Consider the following 21,641-nt stretch of genomic DNA (forward strand, 5'->3'; position numbering starts at 1 on the left):
CAGGCATGCCTGGCCCCTACAGGGTACGTTGGATTCGTAGGGGTCAGGCATGCCTGACCCGCACGGGGTACGTTAGATTCGTAGGGGTCAGGCACGCCTGACCCGCACGGGGTACGTTAGATTCGTAGAGGTCAGGCACGCCTGACCCTGTCCCTGAAACGTTGTTACCCTTCAGCCTGTTTAGACTGAATCGCCGTCAGGGCGATGGTGTAAACGATATCGTCTACCAGCGCGCCGCGTGACAGGTCGTTGACCGGCTTACGCATCCCTTGCAGCATTGGCCCGATGGAGATCAGGTCAGCAGAGCGCTGTACGGCTTTGTACGTGGTGTTACCGGTGTTCAGGTCTGGGAAGATGAACACGGTAGCACGGCCTGCAACCGGTGAGTTTGGCGCTTTTGATTTGGCAACATCAGCCATGATCGCTGCGTCATACTGCAATGGACCATCGATCACCAGGTCAGGACGTTTTTCCTGCGCGATGCGCGTGGCTTCGCGTACTTTCTCAACGTCGCTACCGGCACCCGAGGTTCCGGTGGAGTAGGAGATCATCGCCACGCGTGGCTCGATGCCAAACGCCAGTGCAGAGTCGGCGGACTGGATAGCGATCTCTGCCAGCTGCTCAGGGTTGGGATCCGGGTTGATCGCGCAGTCACCGTAAACCAGAACCTGCTCAGGCAGCAGCATGAAGAACACGGAGGAAACCAATGAACTGTTCGGTGCGGTTTTGATCAGCTGTAATGGCGGACGAATGGTGTTCGCGGTGGTGTGAACAGCACCGGAAACCAGTCCGTCAACTTCACCGCGCTCCAGCATCATGGTGCCGAGCATCACGTTGTCTTCCAACTGCTCCTGCGCTACCACTTCGGTCATGCCTTTGCTCTTACGCAACTCAACCAGACGGGCAACGTAGTTTTCGCGTGCAACGACCGGGTCAACAATCTCAATACCTTTGCCCAGTTCAACGCCCTGAGCAGCCGCTACGCGCTGGATCTCTTCCGGGTTACCCAGCAGGATACAGGTGGCGATGCCGCGCTCAGCACAGATGGCTGCGGCTTTAACAGTACGTGGTTCGTCGCCTTCTGGCAGGACGATACGTTTATGCGCTTTGCGTGCCAGTTCAGTGAGCTGGTAGCGGAAGGCAGGTGGAGACAGACGACGGCTGCGCTCAGATTCAGCGGTCAGCGATTCGATCCAGTCTGCATCGATGTGGCTGGCCACATATTCCTGCACGCGTTCAATACGCTGGGTATCGTCGCTTGGGACTTCCAGGTTGAAGCTCTGCAGGCTGAGAGAGGTCTGCCAGGTATTGGTGTCGACCATAAAGACCGGCAGGCCAGTCTGGAAAGCACGCTCACACAGTTTCTGAATCGGCGCGTCGATGGCGTAACCGCCGGTCAACAGAATGGCACCAATTTCCACGCCGTTCATCGCGGCCAGGCAGGCGGCAACCAGCACGTCAGGACGGTCAGCAGAGGTCACCAGCAGTGAACCCGGACGGAAGTGTTCCAGCATGTGTGGCAGGCTGCGGGCGCAGAAGGTCACGGATTTCACGCGGCGAGTGGCGATGTCGCCCTCGTTGATCACACGTGCATTCAGGTGACGGCACATATCGATAGCGCGGGTGGCAATCAGCTCGAAGCTCCACGGCACGCAGCCCAGCACGGGCAGCGGGCTGTTAGCGAACAGCTGCTTAGGATCGATATTGGCCACGCTGGCTTTGTTTGAGTCGTCAAAGATCTCAGACAGGTCCGGGCGCGTACGACCCTGTTCGTCAACCGGGGCATTCAACTTGTTGATGATAACGCCGGTAATGCTTTTGTTTTTGCTGCCACCGAAGCTGCTCTGCGTCAGTTCGATGCGCTCTTTCAGCTGGGCCGCTGAGTCATTACCCAGTGACATCACGAAGACGATTTCAGCATTCAGTGTTTTGGCGATTTCATAGTTCAGCGCATTGGCGAACTGATGTTTACGCGTTGGCACCAGGCCTTCTACCAGCACCACTTCGGCATCTTTGGTGTTTTCGTGATAGCGCGCAATGATCTCTTCCATCAACACATCTTGCTGGTTAGAGCCCAGCAGAGATTCAACGCGGCTCATTGCCAGCGGTTCAGCGGCAGGAATGCTGGAGTTTTTGCGGATGATGGTGGTGGTCTGGTCTGGGCTGTCGCCGCCTGCACGTGGCTGGGCGATCGGTTTAAAGACGCTGAGACGCACGCCTTTACGTTCCATAGCACGGATAACGCCCAGGCTGACGCTGGTCAGACCGACACTGGTACCGGTAGGGATGAGCATGATAGTACGGGACACGATAGATTCTCTCCTATAGCGTCATTTTTCACGCTACAGGTGTGTTGGCTGCCTTCGCTCACCCCAGTCAATTACTTGAGTAAGCTCCTGAGGATTCACTCAGTTGCCGCCTTCCTGTAACGCGAAATATGTAGCTATATAAAATGGTGTCTAAAACAACGCCGTCAGCCTGGGCTGACGGCTCGTTGCGAGATTATGCCGTCAGGCGGCTGGCGTCCTGCGCGATCACCAACTCTTCGTTGGTTGGGATGACAATCGCTGCACGCGTGCCTTCTTTGTTGATAAAGCCTGATTTGCCGAAGCGTGCGGCCAGGTTGCGCTCGTGGTCAACCTCGAAGCCCAGCAGCGCCAGCTTGCCCAGTGACAATTCACGAACCATCGCTGCATTTTCGCCGATCCCGCCGGTAAAGATAACCGCATCCAGGCGGCCGTCCATCAGTGCAGTGTAAGAACCGATGTATTTCGCCAGACGGTGGCAGAACACATCCATCGCGCGTTTGGCATCTTCTTTAGTGGCGTAGTTGTCTTCAACGTAACGGCAGTCGCTGGTGACTTCAGTCAGACCCAGCAGGCCAGACTCTTTGGTCAGCAGTTTGTTGATCGCATCCACGCTCATGCCCAGCGTGTCGTGCAGGAAGAAGATGATCGCCGGGTCGATGTCACCACTGCGGGTGCCCATCACCAGACCTTCCAGCGGAGTCAGACCCATTGAGGTGTCCACACATTCGCCGTTACGGATAGCCGAAACAGAGCCTCCGTTGCCCAGGTGGCAGGTGATCACGTTCAGTTCAGAAACAGGTTTGTTCAGGACTTTCGCCGCTTCCTGAGTTACATAGTAGTGACTGGTGCCGTGTGCGCCGTAACGACGAACACCGTGCTCTTTATAGAGTTTGTACGGCAGGGCGTAGAGATAAGACTCTTCAGGCATTGTCTGATGGAAAGCGGTGTCGAAAACAGCCACATTCTTATCTGACAGGTGTGGGAAGTTTTTCAGTGCTTCATCAATACCGATCAGGTGCGCCGGGTTATGCAGCGGTGCAAAAGAAGAAGCATCTTTGATGCCCTGGATAACAGACGCATCGATAACCACAGACTGAGTTAACTTTTCGCCGCCATGTACGATGCGATGACCGATTGCAGCGATTTGTGCCGACAGTTCTGGTTTTTGTGCCAGAATAGTTTTAACCATGAAGTTCAGTGCTTCGCTGTGAGCTGCACCAGCACCCAGAGCCGCTTCTTGTTTAGCGCCATCCTGCTTCCATTTGATACGGGCTTCCGGAAGGTGGAAACATTCAGCTAAACCTGACAGGTATTCGTCGCCGTTTGCCGGATCGATGATGGCAAATTTCAGGGAAGAACTACCGCAGTTCAGAACCAGTACTAACTTACTCGACATGGAAGGTCCTATTTGTTTAAAGTGGCGAAAATAAAGTCAACAGTCTATCAGCGTAGTGCATGAAAGCTGGTACATTAATGATGAAGGTCAGGCTTTCGAAAAGTTTTGTCCGAAAGCAAATTTTTTGGAAATATTACGAGATTTTTTTAAATCTTGTCTGTTATTTTTATAAGTTGGTCGATTGTTGACCCGGATTGCTCGTTATCCACTGCCCGTACCCGATATGATGGGAATAAATCGCGCACAGGATAACCAGGGTCACTCGCAAAGACAAAATATTTTGAATCATGTTAGGTAAAGTTGGTGAGTTACAGTTTTTTTTTAATATTTATCTCTGAAGTTGAGGTCAGACATGGCGAATGAGTCCGGCAGTGTCGGTTGGTTTAAGCTGTTCCAGCATGGGCAGCACTATATGAAGACGTGGCCTGTCGATAAACGCCTTGCACCTATGTTTCCAGAAAACAGAGTGACGCGCGCCACGCGGTTTGCTATCCGCATTATGCCTCCCGTCGCTGTTTTCAGCCTGACCTGGCAAATTGCCCTCGGCGGGCAACTTGGCCCGGCCGTGGCCACCGCGCTCTTTGCCTGTAGCCTGCCAATGCAGGGGCTGTGGTGGCTGGGAAGACGTTCGGTCACGCCGTTGCCTCCTTCTTTGCTGGGCTGGTTCCACGATGTGCGTGAGAAACTGCAAGCCGCCGGCCAGGCGATGACCCCGGTTGAAGGCAAGCCCACGTATCAGTCACTGGCTGATGTTCTGAAACGGGCGTTCAAGCAGCTGGATAAAACGTTCCTTGATGACCTCTAAATGCAGGCGGGTTTTCCTCACTGAAGTGAAGGTAAACCCGCTTTGCGTCAAAGAAGCCTTTCCCCTCGCTATGCGATCCTTGTGCAACTTTCAGATTGCCCCCCGTGGCCGAGGAGCCCCAAATGGATATGACCCACGCACAGCGTTTAATTCTTTCCAATCAATACCAGTTAATGGCGATGCTCGATCCCGATAATGCGGCGCGTCATCGTCGCTATCAGACTATTGTCGAACGCGGTTACGGCCTGCAACTGCGCGAGCTGGATAATGAATTCAGCCAGCTGCCGGAAGCGGAATGCCGCACGCTGGTCGCGATGATGGAGATGTATCACGCGCTGCATGTTTCCTGGACTAATCTGAAAGAGCCTCAGGGGGTTGAAGCGCGTCGCCTGGTATTCCTGGGTTTTGATGCCGCCACAGAAGGGCGTTACCTCGGCTACGTGCGCTTTCTGGTGAATGTGGAAGGGCGTTACGGTCATTTTTCCGCGGGCAACCACGAGTTTAATGCTCAGGTGCCGATGTGGGAAAAGTATCAACGGATGCTGGCTGTGTGGCACAATTGTCCCCGACAGTACCATCTGAGTGCGAATGAGATCGCGCAAGTTATCAACGCCTGAGAAGGAAGATGCAGTGAAGTGTAAAGGTTTTCTGTTTGATCTGGATGGCACGTTAGTCGACTCACTTACGGTCGTTGAACGTGCCTGGAAAAACTGGGGTAAGCGCCACGGGATTGACCCGGACGAAGTGCTTGGTTTCATCCACGGTAAGCAGGCTATTACCTCACTGCGCCATTTTATGGCCGGGGCGTCAGCAGACGCCATTCAGCAGGAGTTTATCGCCCTGGAAAAAATGGAAGCCGAAGACACGGACGGGATTGTGGCGTTGCCGGGTGCGCTAGCGTTGCTGGCGCAGCTTGATGAAATGGACATCCCCTGGGCCATCGTGACCTCCGGTTCTGTGCCTGTGGCCAGCGCCCGTCATGCGGCGGCAGGGCTGCCAGCTCCTGCCGCGTTTGTTACCGCAGAACGTGTCGAGCGCGGTAAACCTGAACCTGATGCCTATTTACTGGGTGCACAGCTGCTGGACCTGGAGCCGGAAGAGTGTGTGGTGGTAGAAGATGCCGCAGCGGGCATTCTCTCCGGACTGAGCGCAGGCTGCCATGTGATTGCCGTGAACGTGCCCGTTGATGCACCCCGTCTGGAAGATGTGGATATGGTACTCACCTCGCTGGATGAGCTTATCATCCATAAAAATGCTGATGGCAGCGTTAATATTCACCGTAAACATTAATTCCTTTCAGCCCTGCTCTCGCGGGGCTTTTTATTTCCCCCTGGTTCCCCGTGGTAAAAAACACAACATAAATGTCACACCAATTTTAATGTTAATAAGAATCATTATCATTTTTATATTTTTTTCTATATTCTTACCTAAAACGAACAAATAGCGACCCGCGCAACCGCGTGCTGGTCCTCTCCAGGGTACTTTTTTATGGTGTGCATTAACGTTGCTTGTGCTCGCTTTAAACTTCCGGCTCCCGGGGTGGCGCTATGCTGAACCTCAAATTGCTCTTCCAGAAGCACGCGCACGAGATCCAGCAGTTTCTTCAGAAACGCGGGCACGGGCCTGATGTGGCCGCCGATCTGACCCAGGATACTTTCCTGCGCATCCTCAGTTCGGCACCGCAAAAGGATGATAACCCGCGTGCGTGGCTGCACCGGGTGGCACGTAACCTCTCGGTTGACCTCTATCGCCGCCAGCAGATTGTCACCATAGAAGAGATGCCGGAAGAGGACTTCTATGCCATTGCTGACCCGCTCTCCGGGCCGGAACGGACCTTTGGTGCGCGTCAGGATCTGCAAATACTGAACGATGCGCTGCATGAGCTGCCGTTACAAACTCAGCAGGCTTTCCGCCTGTATCGTTTAGGGGAGATGACGATTAACGAGGTGGCAGAGGAGCTGGATATTTCTATTTCCCACTGCTGGAAACTGATTCAACGCGCCTACCTTCATCTGCGCGTGAAATTGAACGATGCGCATAAGCAATGAACTAAAATAAGCAAACGCATCTCTTATCCATTACAGTATGAATGCTCTTTTTGCCGACGCGCCAGCGAACCGGATTTGCTCAGATGACTGGAAACATGTCGCAGGACGATAAACTGTTTGAAGAAGCCTTCGACCTGATCATCATGTTGCAGGCTGGCAAGGATACCCCGCAGGTGCGCGATCTGATTCAGGTCTGGCGCGCGCGTGGCCCTGCCCATGAAGCGGCCTGGCGCGAGGCGATGCATATTCACAGCCTGTCCGGCGATTTGCTGCATGTTTCCCCCTCCACCGTTGTGCCCCTTCCTTCCCGACCGGGATTATCCCGTCGTCGTTTTCTGCTGGGGGCAACTGCAGTTGCTGCTGCGGGGGCTCTGTTGGCAGTGGCGGGACCCCAACTGCTGCTTAACCTTCGTGCTGACAACGTGACGGCGACCGCAGAAGTGAAACATCTGCGGCTGGAGGACGGAACCGCTATCGCGCTGGGACCGGACAGTGCCGTTCGTTATCATTTTACCCCGCAGGAACGCCGTATTGAGCTGCTCTCCGGGATGGCGTGGATTGATGTTGCCGCTGACGACATGCGTACTTTTCGCGCGGTGGCGCGTGATATGCAGGTCAGTACTTTCGACAGTGCTTTCGATTTGAGCCAGGAGAGTTCGCTGCTGAATGTCAGCGTCGGGCGCGGCAGTGCTGAAGTGCTTATCGCGGGTAACAGTGACCCGGTCAGTCCGCAGCTGGGTGCCGGTGACTGGCTGACCCTGGATCTGCACAGTCAGTTGATTGAACATGGTCATCATTCTGCTGATGCCGCCGGTGCCTGGCAGGACGGTACGCTGGTGGTGGACGGCGAAACATTATCATCAGTGGTCGCACGCATTGCGCGCTGGCAGCCGGGCAAGGTGGTGATGGCCAGCAGCCGCCTTGGTCATCAGCGTATTAGCGGTGTCTATAATCTGAGTGACCCCTTGAGCGCCTTGCAGGCTGCGGTGCAGCCTCGTGGTGGCAAAGTGCATGAACTGAGTCCGTGGCTGACGGTAATCGCCACGATCTGACCGAAAAAGACCTTCCTCCCTACGTTTTCATTCTCCCCCAAAATAGTTTTGTAAAAAAAACATCTTAATGAGAAAAATTGTCATTCCCATTCGTTGTATCTGACAGAGCGTGCTGGCTGTCACCTGCATCATCGGCCGCTTACAAAATAACAATATTTTTGCCGAGGGGATTTATGATTTCGTCAGTTGAAGTTCGCCTTGCACGTCGTGTCGGTACCCGACTGTTAAGCGCAACGCTTTTAGGTTCACTTTCGTTGCCGCTGGTGGTGCTGTCTCACAGTGCACACGCAGAAGCCGCACAGCAAATTTCATTCAGCATCCCGGCCGGTTCACTGTCCGGCGCGCTGGCCGCGTTTGGCCGCCAGTCCGGTATGCAGATCAGTTATCCACCAGAAATGGCGGCCGGGAAGACATCTCCGGGTATCTCCACCACCACCACGTCTGACGCCGCGTTGAACCGGTTGTTGCAGGGCAGTGGGCTACAGGCAAACTTCAGCGGCAACACGGTCACACTGAATACGGCTTCAGCATCCAATGCCGACGATGATGCCCTGATGCTGGGCACCATTACCGTGACCGCTAAAGCAGGTGGAACGCCAGCGGACGCACCCTATGAAAGTGCCGGTTCCAGAGCGTATCTCTCTGGCGAACAGGTGGAGCGTTTTCGCGGCACCTCGGTAGGCGACTTCCTCTCTGGTGTACCCGGTGTGCTGAATGGTGATGCCCGCAACTCAGGGGCGCTGGATGTGAACATACGTGGTATGCAGGGACAGGGACGAGCACCGGTTATTGTCGATGGATCCAGCCAGGAGACCAGCATTTATCAGGGATATAATGGATCGAACTCACGTACCTATATTGACCCGGATTTTATTGGTTCCGTCGAGATTGAAAAGGGTGCCAGCATGGGTGCCGATGCCACTGGTGCCATCGGTGGGGTGGTGCGCGTCAGTACCATCGGTGTACAGGATATTTTGCTGCCGGGCGAAAGTCTGGGGGTACGTATTAAGGGCGGCTTTAACAGCAACAGTGGTCATGTTCCTGCGGAAGGTACCCGTGCGGGCATGAAAAAATCGTTCGGCTATGCTGGCGATAGTCCGACTTATGACCAGATGTATTATAAGAATGACACCCGGCGTCCGGGGTTACTGGAGGCAACGGGCGGTTCCGGAAGTATTGCGGTGGCAGGGACGAGCGACTATTTTGACGGTGTAGCTGCCTATGCCCGGCGCTACAACGGTAACTACTACGCGGGTAAGCACGGTGGCGGCCAGCCCCGGGTGACGACCAAAGTGGATCTCTATGGTAATAACACCTTAGTCAACGGCGGCATTGGACCTTACCGTGGCGGTGAGCAGGTGCTGAATACCTCGCTGGATAACGAATCCTGGCTGCTGAAAGGCAAGCTGAAGATGGTGAATAACCAGACGCTGGAACTGGGATATTCAAAATACATCAGTGACTACGGCTATCAGCTGGGATCGACGTATTTTATCACCCCCTCTTTCTATCAGGGACGGCTGAGTAATATCACGCTAGATACCTGGACTGCGCGTTATCAGTGGCAGCCCGATGATACCGATCTGATTAACCTCAAAGTGAACACGTTTTACAATCAGGTGGATAACCGTGCTAATGCCACCAGCTACAATGAAACGCTGGGCACTCTGACCTCTACCGCTATGCTGGTCGGTGCGGATCGCTGGGGTGCCACCGCATCGAATACCTCACTGTTCACCACGCCTGTCGGGGATGTCAGCGTTGAGCTGGGCGGAGGTTATACACGTGAAGATGTTGGCACACCGAGGGGTGTTACATTTGTCGATGATCTTTCGGTGGTCATGCCACAACCGCGCGAGGGTAATCGCCGCGAGAGTAATGCCTTTACCACACTGGAATGGAAACCGCAGGAATGGCTGACACTGAACGGCCATGTGCGCTATCAGCACTATAAAACCCTGGATGAGGCGCCAACCCTGGAAACACCGTATGAGCGTACCGATAAAGGCTGGTCACGGATTATCAGTGCAACGGTTGAGCCGTTTGAAGGTGTGAAACCTTATGTGAAGTACAGCAATGTCATGCGCAACCCCAGTATCTTTGAGTCACTGACCAGCCCGTCATTTGGCGTGCCGGTGGCGGATAACGCCGTGAAACCGGAACAGGCACGCAGCTATGAGGCCGGAATTAACATTCTGCGCGATGGCGTACTGATGAAAGAAGACAAACTGCGCCTGCATGCGGCGTATTTTGATAACCAGGTTGATAATTACATTACCCGTTCCAATGTCCCTATGGAGACACCGTGGTTCACCTGGTATGCGCTGGGACGCATTAACCTGAAGTCAGCCGAGATGCGCGGTTTTGAAGTTTCCGCTGAGTATGACACCGGCAAAGTGTTCGGCAGTGTGGGCTGGAACCACTATACCCATGTGATGTTCTGCGCGGTGCCGGGCAGTATTAATCCTGAATATACCGAGTGTGCAGCCGGGGGGATTTACAACAGCTTCGCGCTTCAACAGGTACCGCCGAAAGATACGGTGACGGTGAATCTGGGAAGCCGTTTCCTCGATGACAAGCTGACCGTGGGTTCACGTGTTAACTGGATCGGCAGCCGCTACACCGAGGGAATTGGTGATGGCAGTGAGAAAACCACACAGTCACTGGGTGTCGGCTCAATTCAGCCTTCTCGCTGGCGTCCGTATGCGCTGGTTGACCTGTACGCCAGTTATAAGCTGAACAGGAATACGACGTTTGATTTGACCGTTGATAACCTGACCGACCGTTATTATGTCGAGGCGATGAGTATCTCACCGCAGGCCGGTCCAGGCAGGACACTGCGCGGTAGTGTGACGATGAAGTTCTGATAGCCTTTTGCGGGCGGGGGAAACCCCGCCCGTTTTCTTTTTTTCATTTAAATCAAAAAACGTTGTCTTCACTGAGAAAAAAAAGCCGCGCCGTTCGTTTTATTAGTAAGAAGCAAGATGCCAGGCAATCAACCCGAGAGGGGTGAAAGAATAAAAACAGGTTGGGGGTGGTATGCAAGGCGTACTCGGGCCGGAAAGTCAGCAAGATTCTCCGCTGTGGTTAACGGGTGGTCTGCTGGCGCTGGCACTACATGGCGGTCTGGCAGTCTGGTGGATGTGGACGCCACCGCCGGTTGCTGCTGACGATGCCCCTCCCGCAGCCATTATGATTGAAATCGCCGATACGGCGCAGGCTGTACAGACGCAGCAGAACAATATCACCACGGAAAAGGTGGATGCCCAGGCCAGTCAGGCGCAGAACAAAGAAGAAGCGCAGAGCGATGGCGCAGCGGCACCCGCGCAAGCACAGCCGCAGCCATCATTGAAGGACCCAGAAAAACCGCTGCCTGTCGTGGAAAAAACGGTGATGACCCAGTCAGCCGCCCGGGCATCGAAAAGTAAAAAAGATGAACAACGCAAGGCGCAGCAGAAAAGGCAGCGTCAGCAAAAACAGCAAAAACAGCAACAAGAGCAGCAACGCGAGCAAGCTGCATCAGCCCAGAGCGTTCAGGCACAGGTACAGGCGCAGCAGGCATTACGTAACGCCGCCCGCCAGACCGTCGCCAGCAACGCGCTGTCACCCCAACAGCGGGCGACCTGGATGAGCAAAGTGATGGCCCATCTGGAGAAGCGCAAACGCTATCCGCAGGCGGCACAGGATCGCGGACAGCAGGGGGTGGCGACCGTCGAATTTACCCTTGATGGTCAGGGAAATGTACAGACGGTAGCACTCAGAAAGGGCGTGGGTTTTAGTGCACTGGATAATGAAGTGTTGTCTCTGTTACGCCGTGCTTCACCGGTACCGGCACCGCCAGATGGTGAACCGAAACGACTTACCGCACAGATTCAGTTCTTCCCGCGTTCGTAGCGCGTGAGGCAGTTACCAGGGGGATATTCCGCTTTTTCCGGGGTAACTACGCTCTTATATGTAAATACAAATACATATCATTGTGATTTGTATTTAATTTTTTTGACCGGAGCCGCTGGTGTAACACGTAAGGGCGGCTCTAAATTTGCAGTTAACCGTTGTAAATCATCTTTTTAAGGAGAGTTCCAATGTTTGCAAAGAATAAAGTGGTTCTGGCTTTGGCAATTTTGGCGACAACAGGTGTGGCACAGGCAGCGGTCATTGTCGGGGGGACCAGTGCCAGCAGTAACCTGCTTATTGGTCAGGCTGGAACGACGACGCCTGCTGTTGCAGGGGCGGGAGTGAGCGGGCAGTTAAACAGTGCCATCACGGCTTTCAGCCATTTCACGTTACCGATGTTCAAAAACAGTGGGAACGATGGCTACAAATTCTCCGGTAAACAACTGACGGCTATCGGCGTTCCTGGTCATGGTGGCCTGGGGGTCTGGTCATTTGCCAAGGTGGGAACCCAGGATGTGTGGTTCGGTGAGTGGGATGCAGAAGGGACGGCTGTCGGTAGCAAAGTTAATGGCACTCATACCGCATTTTACGTAGGGAACAATGGGAATGTTGCCACCACGCTGCCAACCACTGGTCCAGTGACCTATGCGGTGAAATCCATCAACCGTGGCACCTCTGCGACAGCAGCCCTGCCATCCAGTACGCTGACTGCTAACTTCAGCACCAAAACGGCCAGTTCTACCGGTGATATCGCCTTCACCGGCGGCACCATTACCACTTCTGCTTCCGATGTGAAACTGGCGGCAAGCAACGTAGCGGTAACCAGCGTTAGCGGTACCGGTGGTGCTCTGAATGGTCAGTTCTACGGTACCGGCGCTTCTGCTGTAGCCGGTCTGGTTAAATTCTCAGACCGTAATAAAGATACTGCCTTTGGTGGTACTAAAAACTAATCTACCGGCAGCCTGAGGGTTGCTCCTCAGCAGGGATCCTTTATCGGATCCCTGCTTTTTTTATTCGGGGAACGTTATGCGGATGAGCAGGCTGATGGGTATCCGTGCCTTACGAATCGCTATACCCTTTTTTTGTACGCTCACAGTCGCTCATGCTCAGGAGCGTGAAGATACTCGCCGCATGCTTGAGATGAACGTGCAGCGCCAGGCGGCAGACCGCGAACGCGATCTGTTGCAGAGTGAAACCACCGCCCCGGCGGGCAGTACAATTACGATTGATGGACAAACCTGGCAGGTAGAGCACAGCTCCCCGGCCGTGGGGCAGGCGCTCTATCTGTCGCTGCAATCGCAGCAGTGGCCGGAAGCGCAACGTTTTCTCAATGACTATCTGACCTTTGCCGACCGTGACCCGCTGCTGGTGCACTACGCACAGGGATTGCTGGCGCGCAAACGGGGTGATTTTTCGCAGTCTGTTGCTGAATTTACCGCTCTGCTGAACAGGCAGCCCGGTTTCCTGCCAGCCCGGCTTGAGCTGGCCCGCACGCTGTTTGAAGATGGTCAGGAGCGCGAGGCGGAGAATACCTTCACCGAGACGCTGGAGAGTATTGATGCCAGCGACCCAAAAACGGCGGGCGTCCGCAAGTCGATTGGCCTGTTCCGTGATGCACTGGAACAACGTCAGGCCTGGACCGGGGCTTTCGCTTTTGGTCCCGAATGGACGGATAACGTTAACCGGACCTCTGCCAGCCAGACCTGCCTGCTGTCGATCAGTGGTCAGTGTTATTACGAGCGCACCTTGCCGAAGGCGATCAGTACCACTGGCATCAGCTTTGACGCCAGCGTGCAGCGGCGTATTCCCATCTGGCAGCATCATGGCTTGTATATTCGTTCACAGCTGTTTGGTACTCAGTACCGCACCCACGGCGACTACAACGAAACGACCTTCAGTACTCAGGCGGGTTACAGCTATCGCAAGGGACGCCATCAGATTGCTGTTGCACCCACGTTTGAGTATTACGATCTGGGCAATGACGCCTTTTACGGTGCCTGGGGTGCGCACGCAGAGTGGAGCTATCTGGCGGGCAGCGCCTCGTTGCTGAAAATTGAGAGCGACTATAAAGCGATGCGCTTTCGGCAGCAGCTGTATGCGCAAAATTTTGATGGCGGGCAAACCTCAACTTACACCACCTTTTATCGTGAGGTTGGGGCAGGGGTGACGTTGTTTGGCGGTATCGATTTTGTCGACAGTACGGCGGAAGATAAGGTCAATGCCTATCAGCAGAAGGGCGTTCGTCTGGGCGCTTCTGTTGAGTTACCTGCCGGGTTCCAGGCGACCGTATTTAGCGCGTATCGGCAGCGTGATTACGGCATGTACAGTCCGCTTCTTGAGATGCGTCGTCGCGACAAAGAGCAGAATTATACGCTGGTGCTGAAGGCGGTTGACTGGAAGGTCGCGGGGTTTGTTCCACTGCTGACCGTGCGGCATAACAAGGTGAAGAGTAACGTCGACTGGTTGTACAGCTATGATCGTAATGACGTGAGTCTGAAACTGGAGTATGCGTTTTGACCGCCGGGTCAGGCATGCCTGACCCCTGGGAAATATCCGTGCAGCTGGGCGTGGCATGCCGCGCCCGGGAGGATTACAACGAGTCCTGGCTGATTTCGTCCAGCGACAGGCTGAAGCTCGGCACGAAGACTTCGACGAAATAGTCCATTTCCGGGCTGTGGCGCTGCGTCAGCGTCTTCTCAAGCCGCGCTTTTGCCAGCAGAAACTCATTATTACCCGCTGATAATTCTTCCAGGCATTTCAGATAGGCACAGAGAGCATCAGCCTGCTTGACGATGGCCGTCTCCGCTTCGCTGTGCTGATGTTCATCGATCAGCGGTGCATAGGCGGAACGCAGCTCTTCCGGCAGCATTTCAATCAGCTTTTGCTGGGCAATCTTCTCTATCTTTTTGTACTCATGGGCAATCTGCGCGTTGTAATACTTCACCGGTGTGGGCAGATCGCCGGTCAGCACTTCGCTGGCATCGTGATAAATCGCCATCATTGCGATACGTTCAGCGTTGAGATTGCCATTAAATTTCTTATTTTTGATCAGGGCCAGAGCATGGGCGACCATTGCCACCTGTAAGCTGTGCTCCGAGACATTTTCGGTACGCACATTACGCATCAGCGGCCAGCGGTTGATCAGTTTCAGGCGGGAGAGGTGGGCAAAGAAGTGGCTTTGAGTCATGGTCATTTTCCCTTACGTCAAAATGCGAAGAGCGGCCTTAGCCGCTCTTTGGGGGGAACATTACAGCTGGCGATAGCCGCTGAGGAAGCGACCAAACTTGTTAATCGCCATATCCAGCTCATCCACGCGCGGCAGGGTGACGATACGAACGTGATCCGGCCACGGCCAGTTAAACGCAGTACCCTGCACCAGCAGCACTTTTTCTTGTAGCAGGAAGTCGAGCACCATTTTCTGGTCATCGTGGATGTTGAACTTCTTACTGTCGATTTTCGGGAACATATACAGCGCGCCATCCGGCTTCACGCAGCTGACTCCCGGGATTTCATTGATCAACTCCCAGGCACGGTTGCGCTGTTCATACAGACGGCCGCCAGGCTGGATAAATTCGCTAATACTCTGATATCCCCCCAGCGCCGTCTGAATCGCATGTTGCGCAGGGACGTTAGCGCACAGGCGCATTGAGGCCAGCATTTCCAGCCCTTCAATATAGCCTTTCGCATGTTTTTTCGGCCCGTTCAGCACCATCCAGCCCTGACGGAAGCCCGCCACACGGTAGGTTTTTGACAGACCGTTAAAGGTAATGGTCAACAGATCCGGTGCCAGGGCGGCAATAGAGTGATGCTGTGCGGCGTCATAAAGAATTTTGTCGTAGATCTCGTCGGCAAAAATAATCAGGTTATGCTGACGCGCCAGTTCGACCACTTCCAACAGCAGTTCTTTGCTGTAGACGGCACCGGTCGGGTTGTTCGGGTTAATAATCACAATGCCGCGAGTACGCGGTGTAATTTTGCTGCGGATATCATCCAGGTCCGGGAACCATCCTGCAGACTCATCACACAGGTAGTGAACCGCTTTGCCGCCAGAGAGCGATACGGCCGCCGTCCACAACGGATAATCCGGCGCGGGCACCAGCATTTCGTCGCCGCTGTTCAGCAGCGCCTGCATGGATTGCACAATCAGTTCAGACACACCGTTACCGATATAGATGTCTTCTACTGTCATATCACGCACGCCGCGCGCCTGATAATGCTGCATGATCGCTTTACGGGCGGAATAGAGGCCTTTTGAGTCGCAATAACCCTGTGCGCTTGGCAGGTTACGGATGACATCGACCAGAATTTCATCCGGGGCTTCAAAACCGAACGGGGCAGGGTTACCGATGTTCAGCTTGAGGACTTTATTTCCTTCTTCTTCGAGGCGCTTGGCTTCTTTTAATACCGGGCCGCGAATGTCGTAACACACATTATCCAGTTTGCTGGATTTATCAATTGGGGTCATCTCTGTCGCCTTGACTGGCAGAAGGGCATTCCTGCCGTGGAAAACTAAACATTGCACAATGTACTCTTCTCCTGGTTCCTTTTGAAGGGTGGCAACAGGCTTTGGTGTGTTAAAGGATGTTTTTTCATTCAGATGGCAGGCGTGCACACTGGATCGCTGTTTTATGACATTTCATGCTGTTATCTGAGTGTAATCCGATGTGAACAACTATTCAGATGTTTTAAAATCTCAGCGTATTGTCCTATCCGTCATACTTTTTCAACGTGATTATTAAATTATTTAGTAAATATTGATGTACTGATGATACATGAAACAGTCAAGTCACGCTTATTTGTCGGTATGTTTTTTGTACAAAGGGGGCTTTGCGTGAAGATTGACCATTGAGGGCTGATCCGCATGCTGCCTCGACCGAGTGTGATAATCGTGCTGTGGGAATAATAAAGTTTGTAGTGTCAGGGCCTGTGCTGCGGGCTGTTGCCAATAAAATCTTACTTTAGTGATAAGAATAATCAGTTTTGGGCTTAAAAAGTAAACGACAGTATGTCAGGATAACCTTCAGGAGACTTTGCACCGGGTGTGCAGGTTCTTCCGGTAATAAAAAAAAGATTTTTATTACCCTAAACAATAAGTACTGCTTAACATTTTTCGCTGTTTCTACAGCGTGTTGGTAACTTAATTTTCAAGGGTTGTTTTAGACTAACGACACCGCAACTCGTCTCTTTTTGAGTTTTGTCGGCGTTACTTAACTATAACGACGCGGCTTCCTGCAACTTATGGGTTAGTGCAGCGTGCATTAGTGATGTATCAGACGGAAGAACCTTTTCTCTGCGATCTTGCCATTCACCATTGGTCAAAATTACCAGAGTAAAAACTACTTATTCGTCTGCCAATGAAAGTAATGCATCGGGTAATTTTTTTTATTGCTAAACACTGTAGCCATTATGCAATTGTTATCATTTTATCCCATTGATAAAAAAGGTAATAACACCAGGGTAGCTGTTTGTAAAAAACTTATAAAGTGAAGAAAAAAACATGACTAGTGCAAATCGTCCAATACTTAATCTTGACCTCGATCTGCTGAGAACCTTCGTTGCTGTTGCTGATTTGAACACCTTTGCTGCCGCTGCAGCAGCGGTGTGCAGAACGCAGTCAGCCGTAAGCCAGCAGATGCAGCGTCTGGAACAATTGGTAGGCAAAGAGCTGTTTGCCAGGCATGGACGCAACAAGTTATTAACGGAACATGGTATTCAGTTACTGGGCTACGCCAGAAAAATCCTGCGCTTCAACGATGAAGCCTGTACTTCTCTGATGTACAGCAACATTCAGGGCGTACTGACCATCGGCGCATCTGATGATACTTCTGATACCATTTTACCGTTTCTGCTCAACCGCGTGACATCGGTTTACCCGAAACTGGCTATCGATGTCCGTGTGAAACGCAATCCCTTCATGATGGAAATGTTAAACCAGGGTGAAGTTGATCTGGTGGTGACGACCTCCAGCCCGATGAACTTCGCCTGGCAGGTTCTGCGTACGTCTCCAACATTGTGGTACTGCGCAGCGGATTACATCTTCCAGCGTGGAGAAGCCATTCCTTTGGTTCTGCTGGATGAGCCAAGCCCATACCGTGACATGGCCATTGACCATCTTAACGAAGCGGGCATTCCGTGGCGTATCTCGTACGTTGCCTCAACACTTGCTGCGGTCCGTGCTGCGGTGAAAGCGGGCCTGGGTGTCACAGCTCGTCCGGTTGAGATGATGAGCCCGGAATTACGCGTAATGGGGGCTGCTGAAGGGCTGCCAATGTTGCCAGACACCGAGTATTTGCTGTGCCGTAACCCGGACAGCGATAACGAACTGGCGCTGGCAATCTTCAACGCAATGGAGTCCGGCAATGATCCCTACCGCCTGACCCCTGCAGCGCCAGACAGCGCAGCTTTTGCCGATGAAGAAGAATAACCAGTAAACGCAAACGATTACTTTTATCATTAAACATTGATGAATTTAAGTTTTACTGAGTAAAAAAGGCCTTTCAGCGTATTTTTAATCTGAAAGGCCTTTTTTTTACCTTTTAGTCGAGTGAAACCCTTCTTTTTTTGACGTCAATTAACACTGCGGTGTCAAAAATTCACCTATTCGTTGAACGACGATTTTTTTCCTCTTTCTGAGCCATCTGGTCCGATCAGTGAATTGATTCGGCAGTAAAAAAACCGACCGTTTTTATCACTAAAAACACCAAACTGTGTTCTGGATCAAAAAAATAACCCCATTAAGGGGCAGGAAAAGAGGACGAATCCTGCCAAAATAGGCCTTGTTAAATACACGATCCAAACAAGGTTTTAACCGCTACACTTTGATCACATGATGTCACTGACTCGATTTAGCCCATTTTTTGAGCATCATGTGTTAAATAAATGTTGTGAGTGTAAAATAATGTGCGGATAGTTTTGTCAAAGTTGACAAAAGGTCAGTTAAAGGAGTAAAAAACCACATAAAATTACTGCCTAATCGCTAAAGACGGTAAAATTTATAAGGTTTTTCATTCTTCCCTTGAATCGATGTGGTGTGTTAACTGCCAAATAATAGAGCAGGACGCAAAACGCCACTTTTGGTGAGTAAGCAAGAGTATGTCAACAACCACAGAAGTCGTCGCCCATCACTGGGCATTCGCTGTTTTCCTGATCGTCTCGATTGGTCTCTGCTGCCTGATGTTGGCCGGAGCATGGTTTTTGGGCGGAAAAGCCCGTGGAAGGCATACAAATACACCTTTTGAATCCGGTATCGCCTCTGTAGGCAGCGCCAAACTGCGTCTGTCTGCCAAGTTCTACCTGGTTGCCATGTTCTTCGTCATCTTCGACGTTGAAGCCCTCTATCTCTACGCATGGTCGACGGCTATTCGCGAAAGCGGATGGGTCGGCTTTGTCGAAGCCGCCATTTTCATTTTGGTTCTGCTTGCTGGTCTGTTTTATCTGGTTCGCATTGGCGCACTGGATTGGGCTCCTGCCCGTCGTCAGTTTGACGTCAAACCTACCACCATCTCGCACGCCAACCGTCACAAGCAGTAACAGCGAGGCATTAACATGGACTATACGCTCACCCGCATAGACCCGAACGGTGAGAATGACCGTTACCCACTGCAAAAACAGGAGATCGTGACCGATCCCCTGGAAAAGCACGTTCATCAAAACGTCTACATGGGCAAGCTGGAACATGCCATGCACGACATGGTGAACTGGGGTCGCAAGAACTCCCTTTGGCCGTTTAACTTCGGTCTTTCCTGTTGCTATGTCGAAATGACCACGTCGTTTACGTCGGTGCATGACGTTGCGCGCTTTGGTTCTGAAGTTATCCGTGCTTCGCCGCGCCAGGCAGACTTTATGGTGGTTGCAGGAACCTGCTTCACCAAGATGGCTCCGGTTGTTCAGCGCCTGTATGACCAGATGCTGGAACCGAAATGGGTGATCTCAATGGGTGCCTGTGCCAACTCCGGTGGCATGTACGACATCTATTCCGTAGTACAGGGCGTGGATAAATTCCTGCCAGTTGACGTGTATATTCCAGGCTGCCCACCGCGCCCTGAAGCGTATATGCAGGCGCTGCTGCTGCTGCAGGAGTCCATCGGAAAAGAACGTCGCCCGCTGTCGTGGGTGGTCAGCGATCAGGGCGTTTATCGCGCCAATATGCAATCTGAGCGCGACAGGAAAAACGCCGAGCGTATCGCAGTCACTAATCTGCGTACCCCTGACGAAATTTAAGACAGCAGTTTATGGATGTGGTCATGAAAAGCGCAATAAAAACACAATGTCATCGCGCTGACCCACCTGACGCCAACACTGAGTGCCTGTCTGACAGGCCAGAATGGTGAACAACTTATGACAGATTTAACCACGCAAGATCTCGCTCAGCCGTTATGGCAAACCCGAGATCACCAGGATGACCCGGTGATCGGCGAGCTGCGTAATCGTTTTGGGCCTGATGCCTTTACCGTGCAAGCAACCCGTACCGGCGTGCCGGTAGTCTGGGTGAAACGTGAGCAGTTGCTTGAGATTATTGAGTTCCTGCGCAAGTTGCCTAAACCTTATGTGATGCTGTATGACCTGCATGGCATGGATGAGCGCCTGCGTACGCACCGTGCCGGATTACCGGCGGCGGATTTTTCCGTTTTCTATCACTTCATCTCCATTGAACGCAATCGCGACATCATGCTCAAGGTGGCGTTGTCTGAAAACGATTTGAATGTGCCAACCATCACCAAAATTTTCCCGAATGCCAACTGGTATGAGCGTGAAACCTGGGAGATGTTTGGTATCAATGTCGAGGGCCACCCACACCTGACGCGCATCATGATGCCGCAGACCTGGGAAGGGCACCCGTTGCGTAAAGACTATCCGGCGCGTGCGACCGAATTCGATCCTTTCGAGCTGACCAAGCAGAAAGAGGATCTGGAGATGGAGTCCCTGACCTTCAAACCAGAAGACTGGGGCATGAAGCGTTCGACCAACAATGAGGACTTCATGTTCCTCAACCTGGGTCCGAACCACCCATCAGCGCACGGTGCTTTCCGTATCATCCTGCAACTGGACGGCGAAGAGATCGTCGACTGTGTGCCGGATATCGGCTACCACCATCGTGGTGCGGAAAAAATGGGCGAACGCCAGTCCTGGCACAGCTACATTCCGTACACTGACCGTATCGAGTATCTCGGCGGCTGCGTCAATGAAATGCCTTATGTACTGGCGGTTGAAAAACTGGCAGGTATCAAGGTGCCAGAACGCGTTGAAGTGATTCGCGTGATGCTTTCAGAGCTGTTCCGTATAAACAGCCATCTGCTGTACATCTCTACGTTTATTCAGGACGTCGGTGCTATGTCTCCGGTGTTCTTTGCCTTTACCGATCGCCAGAAAATTTATGACGTAGTGGAAGCTATTACCGGTTTCCGTATGCATCCGGCCTGGTTCCGCATTGGCGGCGTGGCGCATGACCTGCCGAAAGGCTGGGAACGCTTGCTGCGTGAGTTCCTCGACTGGATGCCAAAACGTCTGAAAGCTTACGAACAGACGGCGTTGAAAAACTCCGTGCTGATTGCCCGCTCCAAAGGTGTTTCTGCCTACAACATGGAAGAAGCGCTGGCCTGGGGCACCACCGGTGCTGGTCTGCGTGGTACGGGGCTGGACTTTGACGTGCGTAAATGGCGCCCGTACTCCGGTTATGAAAACTTCGATTTCGAAGTGCCAATCGGAGACGGCGTGAGCTGTGCTTACACGCGTGTGATGCTGAAGATGGAAGAGATGCGCCAGAGTATGCGCATTCTGGAACAGTGCCTGAAGAACATGCCAGCAGGCCCGTTCAAAGCCGACCATCCTCTGACCACACCGCCGCCGAAAGAGCGCACGCTGCAACATATCGAAACCCTGATCACTCACTTCCTGCAAGTGTCGTGGGGCCCGATTATGCCGGCCAACGAATCCTTCCAGATGATTGAGGCGACAAAAGGGATCAACAGTTACTACCTCACCAGTGATGGCAGCACCATGAGCTACCGCACCCGCGTGCGTACGCCAAGCTTCCCGCACTTGCAGCAGATCCCTTCGGTGATCAACGGCAGCCTGGTATCCGACTTGATCGTATACCTCGGTAGTATCGATTTTGTTATGTCAGACGTGGACCGCTAA

At 52.9% G+C, this 21,641-nt stretch carries 17 protein-coding genes; 13 read left to right on the forward strand and 4 right to left on the reverse strand.

The window, feature by feature from the left end; genetic code table 11:
- Window positions 1–164 precede the first annotated feature (164 nt).
- Both pta and ackA read right to left on the reverse strand, forming a co-directional pair.
- Window positions 165–2,309 carry a phosphate acetyltransferase gene (pta, locus tag HHI26_RS10985; RefSeq protein ID WP_133841385.1) on the reverse strand — a complete coding sequence of 715 codons (2,145 nt, stop codon included), beginning with the start codon at window positions 2,307–2,309 and terminating at the stop codon, window positions 165–167.
- 193 nt (window positions 2,310–2,502) lie between these two features.
- On the reverse strand, window positions 2,503–3,705 hold the full coding sequence (gene ackA / locus HHI26_RS10990; protein WP_133841386.1) for an acetate kinase: 1,203 nt from the start codon (window positions 3,703–3,705) through the stop codon (window positions 2,503–2,505).
- 352 nt (window positions 3,706–4,057) lie between these two features.
- On the opposite strand from ackA, the gene yfbV reads away from it, so the two are divergent.
- From yfbV to HHI26_RS11035, 9 genes are all read left to right on the forward strand, one after another.
- Complete coding sequence (gene yfbV, locus HHI26_RS10995) at window positions 4,058–4,510, forward strand: terminus macrodomain insulation protein YfbV (protein ID WP_133841387.1); 453 nt, start codon at window positions 4,058–4,060, stop codon at window positions 4,508–4,510.
- Between the two features lie 122 nt (window positions 4,511–4,632).
- Window positions 4,633–5,127, forward strand: a complete 495-nt coding sequence (locus HHI26_RS11000) for a YfbU family protein (protein WP_133841388.1) — start codon at window positions 4,633–4,635, stop codon at window positions 5,125–5,127.
- Between the two features lie 13 nt (window positions 5,128–5,140).
- A complete protein-coding gene (locus HHI26_RS11005) occupies window positions 5,141–5,800 on the forward strand; it encodes a sugar phosphatase (RefSeq protein ID WP_133841389.1) in 660 nt (219 codons plus the stop codon).
- A gap of 257 nt (window positions 5,801–6,057) precedes the next feature.
- Window positions 6,058–6,558 carry an RNA polymerase sigma factor gene (locus HHI26_RS11010; protein ID WP_133841390.1) on the forward strand — a complete coding sequence of 167 codons (501 nt, stop codon included), beginning with the start codon at window positions 6,058–6,060 and terminating at the stop codon, window positions 6,556–6,558.
- An 83-nt stretch (window positions 6,559–6,641) separates the two neighbouring features.
- On the forward strand, window positions 6,642–7,610 hold the full coding sequence (locus HHI26_RS11015; RefSeq protein ID WP_159336282.1) for a FecR domain-containing protein: 969 nt from the start codon (window positions 6,642–6,644) through the stop codon (window positions 7,608–7,610).
- A 173-nt stretch (window positions 7,611–7,783) separates the two neighbouring features.
- The gene (locus HHI26_RS11020) at window positions 7,784–10,477 is read left to right on the forward strand and encodes a TonB-dependent receptor (protein WP_133841392.1); all 2,694 of its coding nucleotides are present in this window, start codon (window positions 7,784–7,786) and stop codon (window positions 10,475–10,477) included.
- Between the two features lie 172 nt (window positions 10,478–10,649).
- Window positions 10,650–11,504 (forward strand): energy transducer TonB, encoded by an 855-nt coding sequence (locus HHI26_RS11025; RefSeq protein WP_171149095.1) that lies wholly within the window; start codon window positions 10,650–10,652, stop codon window positions 11,502–11,504.
- A 188-nt stretch (window positions 11,505–11,692) separates the two neighbouring features.
- Entirely contained in the window at window positions 11,693–12,454 is a 762-nt protein-coding gene (locus HHI26_RS11030; protein ID WP_133841394.1) for a Slam-dependent surface lipoprotein, read from the forward strand.
- A gap of 181 nt (window positions 12,455–12,635) precedes the next feature.
- Complete coding sequence (locus HHI26_RS11035; RefSeq protein ID WP_241008266.1) at window positions 12,636–14,021, forward strand: porin family protein; 1,386 nt, start codon at window positions 12,636–12,638, stop codon at window positions 14,019–14,021.
- A gap of 73 nt (window positions 14,022–14,094) precedes the next feature.
- On the opposite strand, the gene yfbR is transcribed toward HHI26_RS11035, so the two are convergent.
- Window positions 14,095–14,691 (reverse strand): 5'-deoxynucleotidase, encoded by a 597-nt coding sequence (gene yfbR, locus HHI26_RS11040; protein ID WP_133841395.1) that lies wholly within the window; start codon window positions 14,689–14,691, stop codon window positions 14,095–14,097.
- 60 nt (window positions 14,692–14,751) lie between these two features.
- Window positions 14,752–15,969 carry a pyridoxal phosphate-dependent aminotransferase gene (locus tag HHI26_RS11045; RefSeq protein ID WP_133841396.1) on the reverse strand — a complete coding sequence of 406 codons (1,218 nt, stop codon included), beginning with the start codon at window positions 15,967–15,969 and terminating at the stop codon, window positions 14,752–14,754.
- A 1,032-nt stretch (window positions 15,970–17,001) separates the two neighbouring features.
- On the opposite strand from HHI26_RS11045, the gene lrhA reads away from it, so the two are divergent.
- The 4 genes from lrhA (at window position 17,002) to nuoC (ending at window position 21,641) form a co-directional block, all read left to right on the forward strand.
- On the forward strand, window positions 17,002–17,928 hold the full coding sequence (lrhA, locus tag HHI26_RS11050; protein WP_133841397.1) for a transcriptional regulator LrhA: 927 nt from the start codon (window positions 17,002–17,004) through the stop codon (window positions 17,926–17,928).
- 668 nt (window positions 17,929–18,596) lie between these two features.
- Window positions 18,597–19,034, forward strand: a complete 438-nt coding sequence (locus tag HHI26_RS11055) for an NADH-quinone oxidoreductase subunit A (protein WP_133841398.1) — start codon at window positions 18,597–18,599, stop codon at window positions 19,032–19,034.
- Window positions 19,035–19,049: 15 nt separating this feature from the next.
- A complete protein-coding gene (locus tag HHI26_RS11060) occupies window positions 19,050–19,724 on the forward strand; it encodes an NADH-quinone oxidoreductase subunit B (RefSeq protein WP_133841399.1) in 675 nt (224 codons plus the stop codon).
- A gap of 117 nt (window positions 19,725–19,841) precedes the next feature.
- The gene (gene nuoC, locus HHI26_RS11065; protein WP_133841400.1) at window positions 19,842–21,641 is read left to right on the forward strand and encodes an NADH-quinone oxidoreductase subunit C/D; all 1,800 of its coding nucleotides are present in this window, start codon (window positions 19,842–19,844) and stop codon (window positions 21,639–21,641) included.

Source organism: Erwinia sp. JH02, from assembly GCF_013074405.1.
Taxonomy (GTDB): Bacteria; Pseudomonadota; Gammaproteobacteria; order Enterobacterales; family Enterobacteriaceae; genus Erwinia; species Erwinia rhapontici.